The following is a 16,517-nucleotide window of genomic DNA, read 5'->3' as shown; positions in this document are numbered from 1 at the left end:
CGGGGGGCTTGACGTGGATAGTGTGAGTGCGTGGAGACCACGTGGGTACGTCGCGTGCTCGTCGTGGAAGATCAACCGGCGATGCGCGTCCTGCTGTGCGACATGCTCGCGCACCGCGGCTTCGAGGTCACCGGCGCCGCCGACGCCGCCGAAGCGACGACCCTCTTCGCCGGGACCGATCCCGATGTGCTGCTGACCGACATCGATCTCGGTTCGCGCCCCTCGGGCGTCGAACTGGCCACGATCCTCACCGGTCTCGCCCCGCACCTCGCGGTCGTCTTCCTCAGCAGCTTCCCGGGAGCGGTCGCCGGCTCCGGGAGCCCCGGCCCGGCGGGCGCCGTGTTCGTGTCCAAACTCGACGTGAGCTCCGCCGATGTCGTGGTGGATGCCATCGAGGCGGCGCTGCGCACGACGACACCACCCGCTCCCCCGGCACCGCAGCGCACCTCGCCACTGGCCGGGCTCACGCGTCGGCAGATCGAGGTGCTCGCCCTCGTCGCGCGCGGGTGGTCGAACGAGCAGATCGCGCGCGAGCGGGGCACGACGACGCGCGCGGTCGAGCGCGCGGTGAGCCGCATCTTCGCCCGACTCGACCTCGGCGCGGTGGGGACGAACCCGCGCGTGCGGGCGAGCGCGCTCTATCTCGCCGAGTTCGGCCCCGTCGCGTGAGGACGCTGCTGCGCGCGGGGAACCGCGCGCTCTCCGGCGGTCGTTTCGTCACGCGCTGGACGTTCGTCGCGATCGCCGCGGTGTCACTGACGGTCCTGGCCCCGCTGCCCGCGGGGCTGTCGGACGCAGAGCGCGCCTTCGTCGCCGTGGTGACGGCGACGGTGTGCGCCGTCGTGTGGGTCGGTGTCGCCGTGGCGGAGCGCACCCTCCGACGCCCTCGCGCGCGGGCGGCGCTGGTCGTCTTCGCCCTCGCCGCCACCGCGGTCGCCCGCCCCTTCCTGCTCGACGCGGTCTCGCGTGCCGCCGGGCTGGCCGTCCTCCCCCCGGGCGACGGTGCGCTGCGCGCCGCCACCAACCTCCTCGTGTGGACGATCGCGCTGGTGGGCACCGCCGTCCTCGTCGACATCGTCCGGTCGACGCGCGAGACCAACGCCCTGCTCGCCCAGGTGCTCGCCCAGTGGGACGACGGCGCCGCGCGCGTGCGCGCCTATACCGCCGATGCCCGGGCCGCGGTCGCGGCGGTCGCCGACGCGCTGGAGGCGGCGCGCCTCGAAACGGTCGCCGACGTCCGCGCCCTGGCATCCGATCTTCGCGACCACGCCCGCGACCTGTCCGCGCGTGCCGCCGCGACACCCGGGGCGGCGGTGACCGGCGGCGGCGTCGAGGTCCCCGGGCTCCCCCGCACGCCGCTCGCGCTGCGCCTGCCGCCCGTCGGCCTGGCCGCGACGCTCTACGGGCTCGCCGTCCTCCCCTATGCCCTGCGCGCCGTCGCGCCGGTCGATCTCCTGCTGGGGCTGGTGGGCGCTCTCGTCTGCGGGTCGGCGGCCGACCTGCTCCCGCGCGTACCTCCTCTCCTTCGTCGCCCGCGGGCACGGGCCCTGGTCTTCGTCGCGTCGACCGTGCTGGTCGGGCTGGCGCTCACGGCCATCGCGACGTCGCAGGGGGTCCCGCTGCCGCTCGCGGCCGTGCCCGCGCTGACCTATCCGGCCCTCGCCCTCGCCCTCGCGCGGGGGCGCAGCGGCCTGCACCGACTCCGGGTGGAACGTCGACGGTTGTCGAGTGCGATCGCGGACCGGGGTCGCGCCGACGAGCTGGGCACACGCCGGGTCCGGGCGGGTCTGCACCGCGCCGCCGACCTCGTCCATTCCGACGCGCAGGGCGCGGCGGTGCATTTCGCGCTGCAGCATCCGAATGCCTCTCCCGCCGACGTGGCTGGGTTCCGGGCCGGGCTCCCCCCTCTGGCGACGGCCGTGCGGGGCGTGTTCGATTCCCCGGCCGAACGGTCGTCCTCGCTCGCTCCCCTGCTGCAGACGTGGGGGACGGCGATGCCGGTCGACGGCGATGTCGCCGACGAGGCGGCCGACGCGCTGCGCGCGGACCCGGCCCTCGCCGGCGACGTGATCGACGTCGTCGCCGAGGGGCTGCTCAACGCCGCCAAGCACGCGCGCGTGAGAGCGGCGCGCGTTGAGATACGTCTGGCGGCGACGGCCGCCGGCCCCCGTCTGCGCGTCCGGGTGACCTCGCCCGGTGCGCCCGTCGCGGGGGCGCGGCTGAGGCCGGGCTCGCGCGCCGACCGGCTGGGCGCGCGCCTGACCGGCCGGGGCGGAGAGGCGGTGCTCGAGGCGCTCTTCCTCGTCGCGGACGAGGCCGGGCGGGCGGGTTCTGTCGTGTCCACCGAACATCCCGGCGCGCGTCTCGGTCGCCGCGCGTAGCGTCGAGCCCATGGACGCTCCCGTCACCGTCACCGCTCCCGCCGGCACCTTCCGAGGCCTCCTCGACCGTTCGGTGCTCTCCTGGCGCGGCATCCGCTTCGCCGTCGCGCCCACCGGCGATCGACGCTGGCGCGACCCGCTCCCCACCCCGGATGCCGAGGGGGAAGTGGATGCCACCTCCTTCGGCCCCGTCTGCCCCCAGCCGCTGAACCCCGCCGTTCCGCTCGGCGACGCGGCCGTGGAGGACGAGGACTGCCTGTCTCTGAACGTGTGGGCGCCGGCCGACGCCTCGGAGTCCGGCCGACCGGTCATGGTGTGGCTGCACGGCGGCGCCTATACGTTCGGGTCGTCGAGCCAGCCCCTGTACGACGCCACGTCGATGGTGTCGACGGGCGGGGTCATCGTGGTCACCGTGAACTACCGTCTGGGTGCCCTCGGCTTCCTCGACCTCTCGGGCGCACTGCCCGACGCCGGCTTCGACGGCAACCTCGCCCTCAAGGACGTGCTGCTGGCGCTCCGCTGGGTGCAGCGCAACGTCGCGGCCTTCGGCGGCGACCCCGACCGGGTGACGGTGTTCGGCGAGTCGGCGGGCGGCGGGCTGGTCACCACCCTCCTCGCGACGCCGTCCGCGCGGGGGCTGTTCCACCGCGCGATCGCGCAGTCCTCCCCCGCGTCGAGCGTGTACGGCACCGCCCGGGCCGAGAAGGTGGCCCGCAGCTTCCTCGGCGAGCTGGGCATCGACCCCGACGATGCCGGGGCTCCCGCCGCGGTCCAGGCCGCCCCGGTGGAGGCGATCGTGGCCGCGGGCAAGGCCGTGTACGCCGCGGTCCCCACCACCGACCCGGGCACCCTGGCCTTCGCACCCGTCGTCGACGGCGAGCTGCTCCCGGAGGCCCCGATCACCGCGCTCCGGGCCGGTCGTGGCATCCCGGTGCCGTTGATGATCGGCACCAACAAGGACGAGGCTTCGCTGTTCTCGTTCATGAAGTCGCCGCTGATCCCCATCACCGGCGACCGGATCGACCAGATGTTCGCCGATATGGCGGCCGAGAACACCGGGGTCGAACTGCCGACGCGTGAGCAGGTGCTCACCGCCTACGAGCACGTCCGGCACCGCGCGATCGGTCTGGGGGTGGCCCGCGACATCGGCTTCCGCCTGCCCACGCTGTGGCTCGCCGAGGGGCACTCGACCGTCGCACCGGTATGGCTGTACCGCTTCGACCACGCCTCGCCGTTCCTGCGTCTCATCGGTCTCGGCGCCACGCACGCCACCGAGCTGCCCTACCTGTGGGGCAATCTCGTGAGCGGTCCGAAAGACCTCACCTTCCGTCTCGGCGGTCGCCGCGTGGCCGAACTCATCTCGGCGCGGATGCAGGCGCGGTGGACCGCGTTCGCCCGCGGCGATGCGCCGTCGGCCCCCGACGCGCCCGCGTGGCCGACGTTCACCGCCGACGGCGACGACGCGCGCGCGACGCTCGTGATCGACCGCCACGATGTCGTCGTGTCGGACCTCGACGGCGAGCTGCGCCGCGCGTGGGGCGACAACGTCCTGTCGTTCTCCTGAGGCGCGGGCCGCCGGATAGCAGATCCGCCCCGCGCACCCCGTCGGCTGGAAAGCGCACGCCGATCGGGGTAAGGGTGGAAGTATGAGCCAGCATCCCCCCGCGGCATCCGGATCCCCTCGACTCGAGGTCGACGACGTCATCGTCGTCGACAAGAAGCGCGTGCGCACCGCCATCGGCGGCACCGTCGTCGGCAACTTCATGGAGTGGTTCGACTTCGGCATCTACGGCTACCTGGCGGTGACGTTGGCGGTGGTGTTCACCTCCGACCTGCCCGAGCCGTGGGGCCTGCTGGTGACCCTGCTCGGCTTCGCGATCTCGTTCCTCGTCCGCCCGTTCGGCGGCTTCGTGCTCGGTCCCCTCGGCGATCGCATCGGGCGGCAGAAGGTTCTGTTCCTCACGATGGCGATGATGGCCACGGCCACCGCGCTCATCGGCATCCTGCCCACCTCCTCCGCGATCGGCCTGTGGGCGATCGTGCCGCTGTACCTGCTGAAGATGGTGCAGGGCTTCTCGACCGGTGGTGAGTACGCCGGCGCGACGACCTACGTCTCGGAGTTCTCGCCCGATCGCACCCGGGGCTTCTGGTCGTCGTGGCTCGACGTGGGCTCGTACGTCGGTTTCGCGGCGGGCGCCTCCGCGGTGGCCACGACGACCGCGATCACCACGGCGATATCGGGCGAGAACGCCATGGTCGACTACGGGTGGCGCATCCCGTTCCTCCTGGCGATCCCGCTCGGCATCGTGGCGATCTACTTCCGCCTCCGCATCCCCGAGACGCCGTCGTTCGAACAGACCCACGCGGTCGAGGCCGCGCAGGAGACCGGCTCCGACGACCCGATGGCCCGTCAGGGACTCGCGGGCATCGTCCGCCACCACTGGCGCGCGCTCCTCATCGGAATCGCGCTGGTCGCGGCGACGAACACCGCCGGATACGCGCTCACCAGCTACATGCCCACGTACCTCGAGACCGAGGTGGGCATCTCCAACCTCGGTGCGGCCGTGGCCACGGTCCCGGTGCTCCTGGTGATGTCGGCCAGCCTCCCGCTCATCGGCAGGCTCAGTGATCGGATCGGCCGGAAGCCGGTCTACGCGATCGCGGCGGGCTCCGCGATCGTGCTGCTCGTCCCCGCGTTCCTCATCATGCAGATCGGCGAGCTGTGGGCGGTCATGATCGCCCTGGCGCTCGCGGCGGTGCCGGTGGCGTTCTACGTCGCGATCTCGGCATCCGCTCTCCCCGCCCTGTTCCCGACCGCGTCGCGCTTCGGCGCGATGGCCGTGGCCTACAACATCGCGGTGTCGCTGTTCGGCGGGACGACGCCGCTGTTCAGTCAGGCGCTGGTCGAGTGGACGGGCAACACCCTCATGCCGGCGTTCTACATCATGTTCTTCGCCGCCCTCGGACTCGTCGCGCTCTTCGCGATGCGCGAGACGGCACGTCGGCCGCTCCTGGGCTCGGTGCCCGCGGTCGAGACGCCCGCCGAAGCGGAGGCCGTCGTCGCCCGTCAGGACGAGGACCCGCTCATCGACACCTCGACGATGCCGTTGGAAGTCCGTCGGATCTGACCCCCGCGGGGTTCAGCGGCGGCGGCCGGTGCCGAACAGGCCCCGGATGACGCCGGTGAGGATCGTCTTCGTCGCCCCGCGCCCCAGCACGTCGTCGAGCGGCGTGGTCGGCGCGCTGGAACGTGCGCGCGGACCCGCGGTGCCCTTCAGCAACCGGTCGTACTCGCGCTGGGCCTTCTTCTGAGCGTCGGCGTGCGCCTTCTCGATCGCGGCCTGCTGCTTCGCGTACGCGGCTTCGTCCGCGGCCGCCTGCTTCGCCCGCTCGGCGGCTTCGCGCGCGTAGGTCGCCGCCTGCATGCGCGCCGCGAGGATCTCCCGGGCCGACTCGCGGTCGATCGGAGTCCCGTACTGCGCGAACAGGGGGGATGCCGAGACGGCGGCGGCGAGGTCGGCGGCGGGGATCGGCGACATCGAGGCGCGCGGCGCGAACAGTCTCGTCCAGGCGACGGGGGTCGGGGTGCCGCGTTCGTCCATGACGGTCACGATCGCCTCCCCCGTCCCGAGCTCCTGCAGCACCCGTTCGAGGTCGTAGCCCGATGCCGGATACGTCCGCACCGACGCGCGCAGCGCCGCCGCATCGTCGGGCGTGAAAGCACGGAGGGCGTGCTGGACGCGCGATCCGAGCTGCGCGAGCACGTCGCCGGGCACGTCCTTCGGTGTCTGCGTGACGAAGAAGACACCGACGCCCTTGGAGCGGATCAGGCGGACCGTCTGCGTGATCGCGGACAGGAACGCCTTGGACGCCTCGCGGAAGAGCAGGTGCGCCTCGTCGAAGAAGAACACGAGCTTCGGTTTGTCGAGGTCGCCGACCTCGGGCAGCACCTCGTAGAGCTCCGCGAGCAGGTACATCAGGAACGTCGAGTACAGCTCGGGCCGTGACGCGACGTTCGGCACCTCGAGGAGGCTCACGACTCCCTCGCCCTCGGCGGTCGTGCGCAGGAACGCGGTCACGTCGAGCTCGGGCTCGCCGAAGAACGAGTCGGCGCCCGCGGCCGAGAACGCGACGAGTTCGCGCAGGATGACCCCCGCGGTCGCCCCCGACAGGCCACCGAGGTCCTTCAGCTCGCTCTTGCCCTCGTCGCTGGTGAGGAACGTCAGCACCGCACGCAGGTCGGACAGGTCGACGAGCGCGAGCCCCTTCTCGTCGGCGTAGTGGAACACCAGACCGAGGCTCGATTCCTGTGTCGCGTTCAGACCCAGGACGCGGCTGAGCAGCAACGGCCCGAACCCCGACACGGTCGCGCGGACCGGGATCCCGGATGCCGCGTCGTCGCCGAGGGCGTAGAACTCGGTCGGGTACGCCCGCGGCGTCCACGCCTGCCCGAGCGCACTCGTCCGGGCGAGCAGCTTCTCGCTCGAGGCGCCGGGAGCGGCCACGCCGGACAGGTCGCCCTTGATGTCGGCGGCGAACACGGGCACACCGTTCGCCGACAGCTGCTCGGCGAGCAGTTGCAGCGTGCGGGTCTTCCCGGTTCCCGTGGCACCGGCCACGAGCCCGTGCCGGTTGGTCATCGCGAGCGGGATCCGGACGGGGACGGATGCCACGGGCCCGCCGTTGACGAGGACCCCGAGGTCGAGGGCCGCACCGGTACCCGCGTATCCGGCGGCGACCGTGGCGACCTGCGCGTCGGTCAGCGGCACGGTCGGCGCGGGGGCCTCGGCAGCAGGAGCCGGTGCGGGCGCGGGAGCGCCGGCCGGCGCCGGGTCGGCAACCGGCGTCGGCTCGGCGACCGTGGCATCCCCGGCATCCCCGGCTGCGGCTGCGCGGGCCTTCGCGGCCGCCGCCTCCGCCGCGGCGAGATCGGCGCGGGCCCGCGCCAGGCGGAGCTCGGCCTCCGCCGCCTCGGCTTCGGCGCGCAATCGGGCGACCTCGGGGTCGTCGGCAGGACCGGGAACGGACGGCACTGTGTCGCTCATGCCGTCAGCCTAGGTCGGTGCGGAGGACGCGGCATCCGGGATCCGACGGTTGCGCCGGAGCGTCGCCCGGTCGTCGTCGCGGGCCCGAAGGCGCGAGAACACCACCGCGAGCACGAGGGCAGCACCCGCGCCCAGAAGCGCGCCCCCGATCGTGTCGGAGAGCCAGTGGGCGTGCAGGTACGTGCGGCTGAACGCCATCAGTACGATCCACGCCCCACCGACGATCCGCACCCACAGGGTCGGGAACACGATCGCGGCGACGACCGCGATCGTCGCGGCGTTCGCGGTGTGGCCGGAGGGGAAGGAGCCGTAGTCGGCGAGCACGAGGATGTCCTCGGGTCGCGCGCGGCCGAACGTGTGCTTGAGCACCTGCACGAGCAGGGCGCTGCCCGCCGACGCGGCCAGGAAGTACACCGCCGTCCAGCGCCGACCGGTGAGGAACAGCGCGAGCGCACCCCCGAGCGGAACGATGAGGATCGCGGTGACGTACCCGCCGATCTGGTTCATGACCAGGGCGATCGTCAGCAACGGCTGGATCGGCGCCGAGGCGAACAGCTGGTTCCACCACACGTCGATCGCGAACGGGCTCGGCCCGCGGAAGAAGACCCAGGCCCCCAACCCGCACGCCAGCGCGATCAGCACCAGGCCGAGGACGGCGCGGACGCGCTCGGAGCGCACCGTCACGAACGGCGGGGGCGCGGCATCCAGGTCCATCGCCCCATGATGCCGGTCCGCCGGGCCTCCCGGCACCACCCGGACCGGCGCTTCGCCCTCTGCTACTGTTCGGCCCTCACGGGGCGAGGCGCTCGACGGTGCGCGGACGCACCAGCAGCCACAGCGACAGCACCCCGAGGATCGCGCAGCCCACCATGACGGATGCCATGGTCGTCGCGGTGATCCCCGATCCGGTCGCGAGCAGGCCCACGACGGGAGAGATCACACCGGCGATGCCGAAGTTCGCCGCACCGATGATCGACTGGGCCGTGCCCGCGGCCTTGCCGTGCCGGTCGAGGGCGAGCACCTGTGCGCACGGGAACGTGAAGCCGCACGAGGTCATGAACAGGAACAGCGGGATGATCGTGCCCCACAGGCCGAAACCGAGCTGGTCGAAGACGACGATGACCACGCCCCACAGCACGAGCGAGGCGGTCGAGAAAGCCAGCACCCACTGGGGGCCGAACCGCGCGGCGAGGCGCGAGGCGATCTGCACGCCGATGACCAGGCCCACGGAGTTCGCGGCGAACAGCACGCCGTACTGCTGCGCGTCGAAGCCGTAGCTCTGCTGGAAGAGGAACGAAGACGCCGACAGGTAGGAGAACAGGCCGCTGAACGTCATAGCCCCGATGACGAGCACGCCGATGAACACCCGGTCGCGGAAGACGCTCGCGTACCGCTGCCAGACGGTGGTCGCACCCTTTCCCCCACGACGGGCTGCGGGCAGCGTCTCGGGAAGGAAGACGATCGCCGAGACGAGCATGACCGTGCCGTACGCGGCGAGCACCCAGAAGATGCCGCGCCAGGGCATGACCGACAGCAGCAGCGACCCCGCGAGCGGAGCGAGCACCGGCGCGACGCCCGAGACCAGGGCGAGGCGCGAGAGCATCACGACCAGGCGGCGACCGCCGAACAGGTCGCGGACGATGGCGGCGGCCACGACGCCGCCCGCCGCGGCTCCGGCCCCCATGAGCACGCGCGCGATCGACAGCGTCCCGAGGGTCGGGGCGAGAGCGGCGAACACGCTCGCCGCGACGTGCAGAGCCGTGACCGCCAGCAGCGGGATGCGACGACCGACCTTGTCGCTGAGCGGTCCGACGATGAGCTGGCCCAGCGCGAAGCCGATCATGGTGCCCGTGAGGGTCAGCTGGATCGCGGCGGCCGAGGTCTGGAAGTCGGCCTCGAGCACGGGGAACGCGGGGAGGTACAGGTCGATCGTGAACGGACCGAGAGCCGTCAACGCGCCCAGCAGGACGATGTAGAGGACACGACGTCGCGCGGAGATGCTGTCACCGGGGTGCAGCACGATCGGTGCTGTCGCCGGATTGCTTCCGAGCGCACGGATGGCGCCCGTGGCCGAGGACTCGGCGCGGGCGGTCGGGGGGATCACGGGCTGGGAGGCGGTATCGAGCACGTCAGTCAGTCAGTTCTTTTCGCAACACGGACGGCCCGGACGAAGCCGGGCTGTGAATTCGGGGGGATCGTCGAACCTCGAATCGATTCGACATCGTCATACTATCGCGCGGCCCGGGGTCTCCACCATCCCCCTCGCGGGTTCCTCCCAGGCCACCACCGCATTCATCCGCATAGGCTGGGCGGAATCGGCCCGCGCCGAGCCTCCCGCCCCAGAGAGAGACAGCACAGACCGCATGAGCCCCTCCCCCGACAAGCGCACGAGCGGCAACCCCGCCACGCAGGCCGACATCAACCTGACCGTGAAGCAGCAACGCGAGCAGAAGCGACAGGAGAAGCTCGCGGAGTACCAGAAGCAGATCGCGCGCCGCAAGCGCAGCAAGCTCGTGTGGTGGGTCGTGGGATCGACCGCCGCTCTCGCCGTGGTCGCCGTCGTCGTGGCATCCTTCGCCCTCGCCCCCGCCCCGGCGCCCAGCTATCAGGCGGGCAACACCACGGGTCGCGAGATCCAGGGCGTGGAGACGTTCCAGAACCGCTCCGACCACGTCCAGGGGGCGGTCACGTACGAGCAGACGCCCCCGGCCGGCGGGCCGCACAACCCCTATTGGCTGAACTGCGGCGTGTACACCGAGCCGCAGCAGAACGAGAACGCGGTGCACTCGCTCGAGCACGGGGCGATCTGGATCACCTACGACCCGGAGCGCGTCGACGCGGCCGGCATCGACGCGCTGAAGGCCGTCATGCCCTCCAGCTACGCGATCCTCTCGCCCTACCCGGGCATGGACACCCCCGTCGCGGTGAGCGCGTGGAACCACCAGCTGAAGGTCGACGATCCCACGGATCCCCGCATCGGCGAGTTCTTCACCGAGTACTGGCGCAGCCAGAACGCCCCCGAGCCCAACGCCGCCTGCTCGGGCGCCATCGACGGACCCGGCAAGGCGTGACGTGACCGACGACGACACCGCGGCCCGGCCGGCCGCGCGGCGCATCGTCGTCGCGCTGGCCGTGGTCGCGCTGCTGGCGGTCGCGTTCGCCGTGGGACGCTTCACCGCGTTCGGCGCGACCGCCGCCCCCGCGACCCCGTCGACGACGTCCGCGGACGCCGGCTTCGCGCGGGACATGCAGGTCCATCACACGCAGGCCGTGCTCATGGCGATGGAGATCTACCGCAAGACCTCCGACGATGAGCTGCGCACGCTCTCCTACGACATCGCCACCACCCAGGCGGGTCAGCGCGGCGAGATGTTCGGGTGGCTCGTGCAGTGGGGGCTGCCGCAGGCGTCCTCCCAGCCGTTGATGCAATGGATGGCCCCGTCCGGTGCGCACAGCCACGGCGACACGTCGGCGCTCTCGCAGGACGAGCTCCTCTCCCAGATGGGGATGGCGAGCGAGGCCGAACTCGACCAGCTCCGTTCCCTCGAGGGACAGCCGGCCGACTGCCTCTTCCTCGGCCTCATGATCCGGCATCACGAGGGCGCGATCCCCATGGCCGAGGCCGTCATCGAGCTCGGCAGCGACCCGCGGGTGAAGGACGTGGCGCAAGCGATCATCACGGGCCAGTCCGCCGAGATCGACGCGATGCGCGACATCCGGTCCCGCCTGTCCTGCACCGGCTGACGCCCCCTCCGCCCCGCCCCGGCCGCCCCGGCGCCCCCAGCGCCCCCGGTCGCCCCGGCGCCCAGCCGCCCCCGCGCCCCCGGCGTCCCGGCCGCCCCGGCGCCCAGCCGCCCCAGCGCCCCACCCCTCCCGATAAACGCTATCCACGACGAGAAACGCGTTGTCCCCCCGTGTCTCGTCGTGGATGCCGTTTATCGCACAGGCACTCCCACGCCCCCACGCCCCGACGCCCCGACGCCCCGACGCACGAAGGACGTGGCATCCGATCGACGGATGCCACGTCCTTCGTGGTTCGTGCGGGTCTCAGCCCTTGGTCGCGCCCGCCAGCAGGCCGCGGACGAAGAACCGCTGCAGCAGGAAGAACACGATCAACGGCACGAGGATCGAGATGAACGTTCCGGCCGACTGAAGGAACCACTGGTCGCCCCACGTGCCCGACAGCGAGTTCAACGACTGCGTCAGCGGTAGCGACGACGATGGCGCGAAGATCGTCGCGACGAGCAGGTCGTTCCACACCCAGATGAACTCCAGCACCGCGAAGGATGCCAGCGCGGGAGCCGCGAGCGGGAGGATCAGGCGGAAGAACACCTGGCCGTGCCCGGCACCGTCGACGCGCGCCGCCTCGATCACCTCGTGCGGGATCTCCGCGATGAAGTTGTGCAGGAGGAAGATCGCCAACGGCATCGCGAAGATGACGTGCGCGATCCACACGGTCGCGAAGCTGTGCTCCACGCCGCGGAGCTCCAGGCCCGGGAAGATCGTCACGTCGTTGATCGTCAGACCGCGCGAGAACAGGCTGAGCAGCGGCACGAGGGCCATCTGCAGCGGCACGATCTGGAGCGCGAAGATGAAGATGAAGAAGAAGTTCCGACCCTTGAAGTCGATCCAGGCGAACGCGTACGCGATGAGCGAGGCGATCGCCAACGCGAACAGCACGACCGGGATCGTGATGGCCAGCGAGTTCACGAACGATGCGGCCAACGTCAGCGCCGTCCCGCCCGAGGTCAGCGCGAGACGGTAGTTCTCGAGCGTGAACGCCGGGTCGATGAAGACGGTCCACCATCCGGTCGACTGGGTGTCGGAACCGGGACGGAACGACGTGACCAGAAGGCCGAATGTGGGGATGGTCCAGAAGAACGCGATCGCGACGGCCGCGATCGTGGCTCCCTTCGAGGTGAGACGCTTGCGCGCCATCGCCTCGTGCTTGCGCGTGTCGCGGGCGACCTGACGCGCCGAGCGCTTGTCGTCGGTGGGCTCGAGCACCACGGTGGAGGTGGTCATCGCACTTCCCTCTGCTTCCGGATCTGACGCACGTTGAAGATGATCAGCGGCAGGACGAACAGGAACAGCACCACGGCCAGCGCCGCGGAGTGCCCGTAGCTCTGGAACCGCTGCTGCTGGTTGACCATCTCGAAGGCGAGCACGGTGGAGTCGTTGCGCCCACCGGTCATGACCGCGACGATGTCGTAGATCTTCAGTGCGCCGATGGCGATCGTGGTGAGCACGACGATCAGCGACGAGCGGATGCCGGGGACGGTGACGTTGATGAACCGCTCCCAGGCGTTCGCCCCGTCGAGTTCGGCGGCTTCCATCTGCTCCGGCGGCACCGCCTTGATCGCGGCGGACAGGATCACCATGGCGAGTCCGGTCTGGCTCCAGATGAACACGACGACGAGGAGCAGCGTGTTGATCAGCGGCGTCGCCGAGAGCCACGAGACCGGCTGACCGCCGAGCGAGGTCACGATCGCATTCAGGATGCCGATCTGGTCGCCCTGGCGGAAGTCGTAGACGAACTTCCAGATGATGCCGGCGCCGACGAACGAGATCGCGAACGGCATGAAGATGAGGACCTTGAGGAACCGCTCCCCCGCGGCGCGGTCGATGAAGACGGCGTACGCCAGACCGATCGCGGTGGCGAAGGTGGGGGCCAGGAGCACCCAGATGAGGGTGTTGATGACCGACCAGAAGCCCTCGGGGTTGGTGAAGGTCCAGACGTAGTTGTCGAAACCGACGAAGTTCTGGCCCGTCTTGTCGAGGAACGACTGCACCAGAGTGGACAGGGCCGGGTAGACCAGGCCCATCAGCAGGAGGATCGCGGCCGGGGCGGCGAACAGGATCAGCTGGAAGAGGTAGCCGGCGCCCTGACGCGATCGGTAGTCGGCGTAGAACAGGATGCCGCCCAGGATCACCGCGATCCCGAGGACGTAGATGACCGCGTTCTGGTACGGACGCAGCAGCATGAAGGCGATCACCGGGATCGCGAAGCACGCGACCAGGCGGATCCAGAAGTAGCGCTTGCCCGACCGCGGCGCGTACTCGATGAGCAGGAGCAGCAGACCCACCACGGCGCCGAAGACGAGCAGCACGAGCGGGATCTGCACGAGCGGGTTCATCTCGCCGAGCGTCTTGAAGAAGCTGTTCAGCGAGAACCCGATGGTCGTGGGCTTGGTCTCGGACGGCGCCCGCGTGACCATGAAGAGGAACAGCGCCACCACCGCGATGAGCGCGATGACGACGACCGTGACGGTGGTCCGGTGCCTCCGTGCGAGATTGCGGGATGCCGTCTCGGCATCCGGCGTGTCGTGTCGGGGAGACGCCGCTGAGGGCCTCTCCGCCTGCCTGATCTGTGTCATGACTTCCCTCCCGAACACGCCGTCGTGCTCATCGATGGACGGGCCGCGCGGCGGCACCGTGTGGGCTTACGGTACCGGTGGGCCGCCCGCCGAAGCGGACGGCCCACCGATCTTGCGGTCGGGGTCAGTTGTTGTAACCGGCCTGGATGTCGCTGAGCACCGTGTCGGTCGGCGTGCCGTCGATCCAGCTCACCATGCCCTTCCAGAACGAACCGGCACCGACGGTCGCCGGCATGAGGTCGGACGCGTCGAAGCGGAGCGTGGTGTCGGGGTTCTGCACGACCTTCATGGCCTCCTGCAGGAACTCGCTGGAGGCCAGCGACGGGTCGGCGCCCTTGTTGGCCGAGATCACACCGCCGAGCTTGACGCGGGCATCGGCGAACTCGGGGCTGGACATGAACTCCGCCACCTTCTGCACGTTCGCGTCCTCGGAGAACGTCGCGACGAATTCGCCGCCACCCTCGACCGACTGCTCGCCTTCCTTCACACCCGGGAGGAGGAACGCGTAGACGTCGCCGTCGGGTGCGACCTTGACCTCGCCGCCGGAGGCGTTCTTGACCGTGAGGAAGTTCGACGACAGGAACGAAGCCTGGTGCGTCATCGGGCAGCTGCCGTCCGCGACCTTGGCCGCGACGTCGGCGAAGGCGACCGAGTTGATGCTCTTGACGTCACCGAAGCCGGCGTTGACGTACGACGGGTTGAGGAGGATCTCCCCCACGGCGTCGAAGGCCTGCTTGATCTGCGGGTCGGTGAACTTGACCTCGTTGGCGACCCACTGGTCGTAGACCTCGGGGCCGGACTGACGCAGGACGAGGTCCTCGATCCAGTCGGTGCCGGGCCAGCCCGAAGCGTCACCCGAGGCGAAGCCGGCGCACCAGGGAGCGGCGCCCGTCTTCTCCTGGATGGTCTTGGTCAGGGCGAGCAGTTCGTCGTAGGTCTTGGGGATCGAAACGCCCCACTCCTTGAACTTCGCCGGCGAGTACCAGACGTAGCCCTTGACGTTGGCGAGCATCGGGGCGGCGTAGAAGTCTCCGTCCACGGTGCCGTAGGACTTCCAGTCCTTCCCCCAGTACTTGTCGACGTTGGCCGAGACCGCGTCCGAGGCCTTCTGGACGTCACCCGTGCCGACGAGGGTCTGCAGAAGACCGGGCTGGGGGACGATCGCGATGTCGGGGGCGTCGCCACCGGTGACCTTGGTCACGATGTTGCCCTCGAAGCTCTTGTCGCCGGTGTACTCGACCTTGATGCCCGTGTCCTTCGTGAACTGGTCGAAGGACTGGTTCAGCAGGTCGGCTTCGCTACCGGTGATGCCGCCGGAGATGCGAACCGTGGTGGTGCCCTCCGAGCCACTGCCGGATCCGCCCGAGTCGCCCTCGGCACAGCCCGCGAGCGCGATCGCACCGACTGCCAGCAGACCGACGGGAGCCAGCAGGCGATACCGCTGTGACATGCCCATGTGATTTCTCCTCTTTGAGTTCTGTGCTGCACCGGAACCCGTCGGGAACCGATTCCAGATCACCGTAAGCGACAACGACCAGTTCCGCAACAAACTTTCATCACGACTCCATAACTGGCGGAATGGCGGGCTTTTTTGGGACCGACACGTAGAGGAACCGGTTCCAGATTCGTCATTTGTCGGATACTCTTCTTGACGTCGACACGGACGTCGACGACCCTCGAGGAAGACGGCTCATGAGCGGAATCGCCGATGTGGCACGCCTGGCAGGCGTGTCCAAGTCGACGGCGAGTCGCGCGCTGACCGGCGGCGGCTATGTTTCGGACGACACCCGCCGGCGGGTCACCGACGCCGCGGCATCCCTCGGATACGTCCCGTCCACGAGCGCCGTGAGCCTGGCAACGGGACGCACGCGTACGGTCGCCCTGATCGTCCCCAAGGTCAATCGCTGGTACTTCGGTGCCATCATCGAGGGCGTCGAACGGTCGCTGATCTCGCAGGGCTACGACGTCACCCTGTACGTCGCTGAGCCCGGGTCGCGCGACCGCGAGAGCCTGTACTCGAAGTACCTCGCCCGGAAGAGGTTCGACGGGATCATCGCCGTCGCCCTCGAACCCGGCGACACCGACCTCGAGCGGCTGCTCGCCATCGACAAGCCGACCGTCTGCATCGGCAACCCGCTGCAGGGCATCCCGACCCTGGGCCTGGACAACATCGGCATCACGCGCATCACGACGCAGCACCTCATCGCGCTGGGCCACACCGACATCGCGTTCGTCGGGAGCACACCGCCCACCGACGCACCGGCGCGCGACGTCGACGAGCGCTCGATCGGCTACCGCAACGCGATGAACGACAGCGGGCTCGCCGTGCGCATCCGCAGCGTCCCCTCCACGCTGACGATCACCGACGCCTACGCCGCCGCGGCGTCCTTCCTCGCCGATGCGGCCTCGCGCCCGACGGGGGTGGTCGCCGCGTGCGACGAAGTGGCGATCGGCGTGATCATCGCCGCGCGCCGCATGGGCATCTCGGTGCCGACAGAGCTGAGCGTGGTCGGTATCGACGGACACGATTACGCCGAGATGTTCTCCCTCACCACCGTGGAACAGTACCCGGAGCAGCAGGGCGTCGAGGCGACGCGCCTCCTGCTCTCCATGCTGGACGGCGAGGCGCCTCCGCCCCGTACGCTCGCCCCGGCGCGCCTCGTGGTGCGCGCCTCGACCGCTCCCCCGCGCAGCGCCTGACGCGGAAGGACCCC

Annotated in this window: 13 protein-coding genes; 7 read left to right on the top strand and 6 right to left on the bottom strand. The window is 70.4% G+C overall.

Annotation, left to right across the window (positions count from 1 at the left end; all coding sequences use genetic code 11):
* The first annotated feature begins 30 nt into the window (after nt 1-30).
* From BW982_RS14790 to BW982_RS14775, 4 genes are all read left to right on the top strand, one after another.
* Complete coding sequence (locus tag BW982_RS14790; RefSeq protein WP_076494542.1) at nt 31-669, top strand: response regulator; 639 nt, start codon at nt 31-33, stop codon at nt 667-669.
* Nucleotides 666-2,381, top strand: a complete 1,716-nt coding sequence (locus BW982_RS14785; protein ID WP_076494540.1) for an ATP-binding protein — start codon at nt 666-668, stop codon at nt 2,379-2,381. Before BW982_RS14790 ends, BW982_RS14785 begins: the two co-directional genes overlap by 4 nt.
* Nucleotides 2,382-2,391: 10 nt before the next feature.
* A complete protein-coding gene (locus tag BW982_RS14780) occupies nt 2,392-3,945 on the top strand; it encodes a carboxylesterase/lipase family protein (RefSeq protein WP_076494538.1) in 1,554 nt (517 codons plus the stop codon).
* A gap of 82 nt (nt 3,946-4,027) precedes the next feature.
* Nucleotides 4,028-5,509 (top strand): MFS transporter, encoded by a 1,482-nt coding sequence (locus tag BW982_RS14775; RefSeq protein ID WP_076494535.1) that lies wholly within the window; start codon nt 4,028-4,030, stop codon nt 5,507-5,509.
* A 12-nt stretch (nt 5,510-5,521) separates the two neighbouring features.
* Here the strand turns inward: BW982_RS14775 and BW982_RS14770 are convergent, their stop codons facing one another.
* The 3 genes from BW982_RS14770 to BW982_RS14760 form a co-directional block, all read right to left on the bottom strand.
* On the bottom strand, nt 5,522-7,426 hold the full coding sequence (locus BW982_RS14770; protein WP_076494533.1) for a helicase HerA-like domain-containing protein: 1,905 nt from the start codon (nt 7,424-7,426) through the stop codon (nt 5,522-5,524).
* 9 nt (nt 7,427-7,435) lie between these two features.
* Nucleotides 7,436-8,140, bottom strand: coding sequence for a phosphatase PAP2 family protein (locus tag BW982_RS14765; RefSeq protein ID WP_076494531.1), 705 nt, complete (start codon nt 8,138-8,140; stop codon nt 7,436-7,438).
* A 76-nt stretch (nt 8,141-8,216) separates the two neighbouring features.
* Nucleotides 8,217-9,554 carry a multidrug effflux MFS transporter gene (locus tag BW982_RS14760; RefSeq protein WP_083696733.1) on the bottom strand — a complete coding sequence of 446 codons (1,338 nt, stop codon included), beginning with the start codon at nt 9,552-9,554 and terminating at the stop codon, nt 8,217-8,219.
* Nucleotides 9,555-9,789: 235 nt separating this feature from the next.
* Here BW982_RS14760 and BW982_RS14755 point away from each other — a divergent pair, with 235 nt between their 5' ends.
* A complete protein-coding gene (locus BW982_RS14755; protein WP_076494529.1) occupies nt 9,790-10,497 on the top strand; it encodes a thioredoxin-like domain-containing protein in 708 nt (235 codons plus the stop codon).
* A 1-nt stretch (nt 10,498) separates the two neighbouring features.
* On the top strand, nt 10,499-11,170 hold the full coding sequence (locus tag BW982_RS14750; protein WP_076494527.1) for a DUF305 domain-containing protein: 672 nt from the start codon (nt 10,499-10,501) through the stop codon (nt 11,168-11,170).
* A gap of 303 nt (nt 11,171-11,473) precedes the next feature.
* Here the strand turns inward: BW982_RS14750 and BW982_RS14745 are convergent, their stop codons facing one another.
* The 3 genes from BW982_RS14745 to BW982_RS14735 form a co-directional block, all read right to left on the bottom strand.
* Entirely contained in the window at nt 11,474-12,451 is a 978-nt protein-coding gene (locus BW982_RS14745; protein WP_076494525.1) for a carbohydrate ABC transporter permease, read from the bottom strand.
* Nucleotides 12,448-13,644 carry a carbohydrate ABC transporter permease gene (locus BW982_RS14740; protein WP_254845621.1) on the bottom strand — a complete coding sequence of 399 codons (1,197 nt, stop codon included), beginning with the start codon at nt 13,642-13,644 and terminating at the stop codon, nt 12,448-12,450. Before BW982_RS14740 ends, BW982_RS14745 begins: the two co-directional genes overlap by 4 nt.
* A 283-nt stretch (nt 13,645-13,927) precedes the next feature.
* Complete coding sequence (locus BW982_RS14735) at nt 13,928-15,259, bottom strand: ABC transporter substrate-binding protein (protein ID WP_076494523.1); 1,332 nt, start codon at nt 15,257-15,259, stop codon at nt 13,928-13,930.
* Nucleotides 15,260-15,495: 236 nt separating this feature from the next.
* Here BW982_RS14735 and BW982_RS14730 point away from each other — a divergent pair, with 236 nt between their 5' ends.
* Nucleotides 15,496-16,503, top strand: coding sequence for a LacI family DNA-binding transcriptional regulator (locus BW982_RS14730; RefSeq protein WP_076494521.1), 1,008 nt, complete (start codon nt 15,496-15,498; stop codon nt 16,501-16,503).
* The last annotated feature ends 14 nt before the right edge of the window (nt 16,504-16,517 follow it).

Origin of the sequence: Microbacterium sp. RURRCA19A (assembly GCF_900156455.1) — a bacterium.
Classification (GTDB): domain Bacteria; phylum Actinomycetota; class Actinomycetes; order Actinomycetales; family Microbacteriaceae; genus Microbacterium.
Note: the sequence above shows the minus strand (reverse complement) of the source record. Positions and strands in the feature narration are given on the sequence as shown.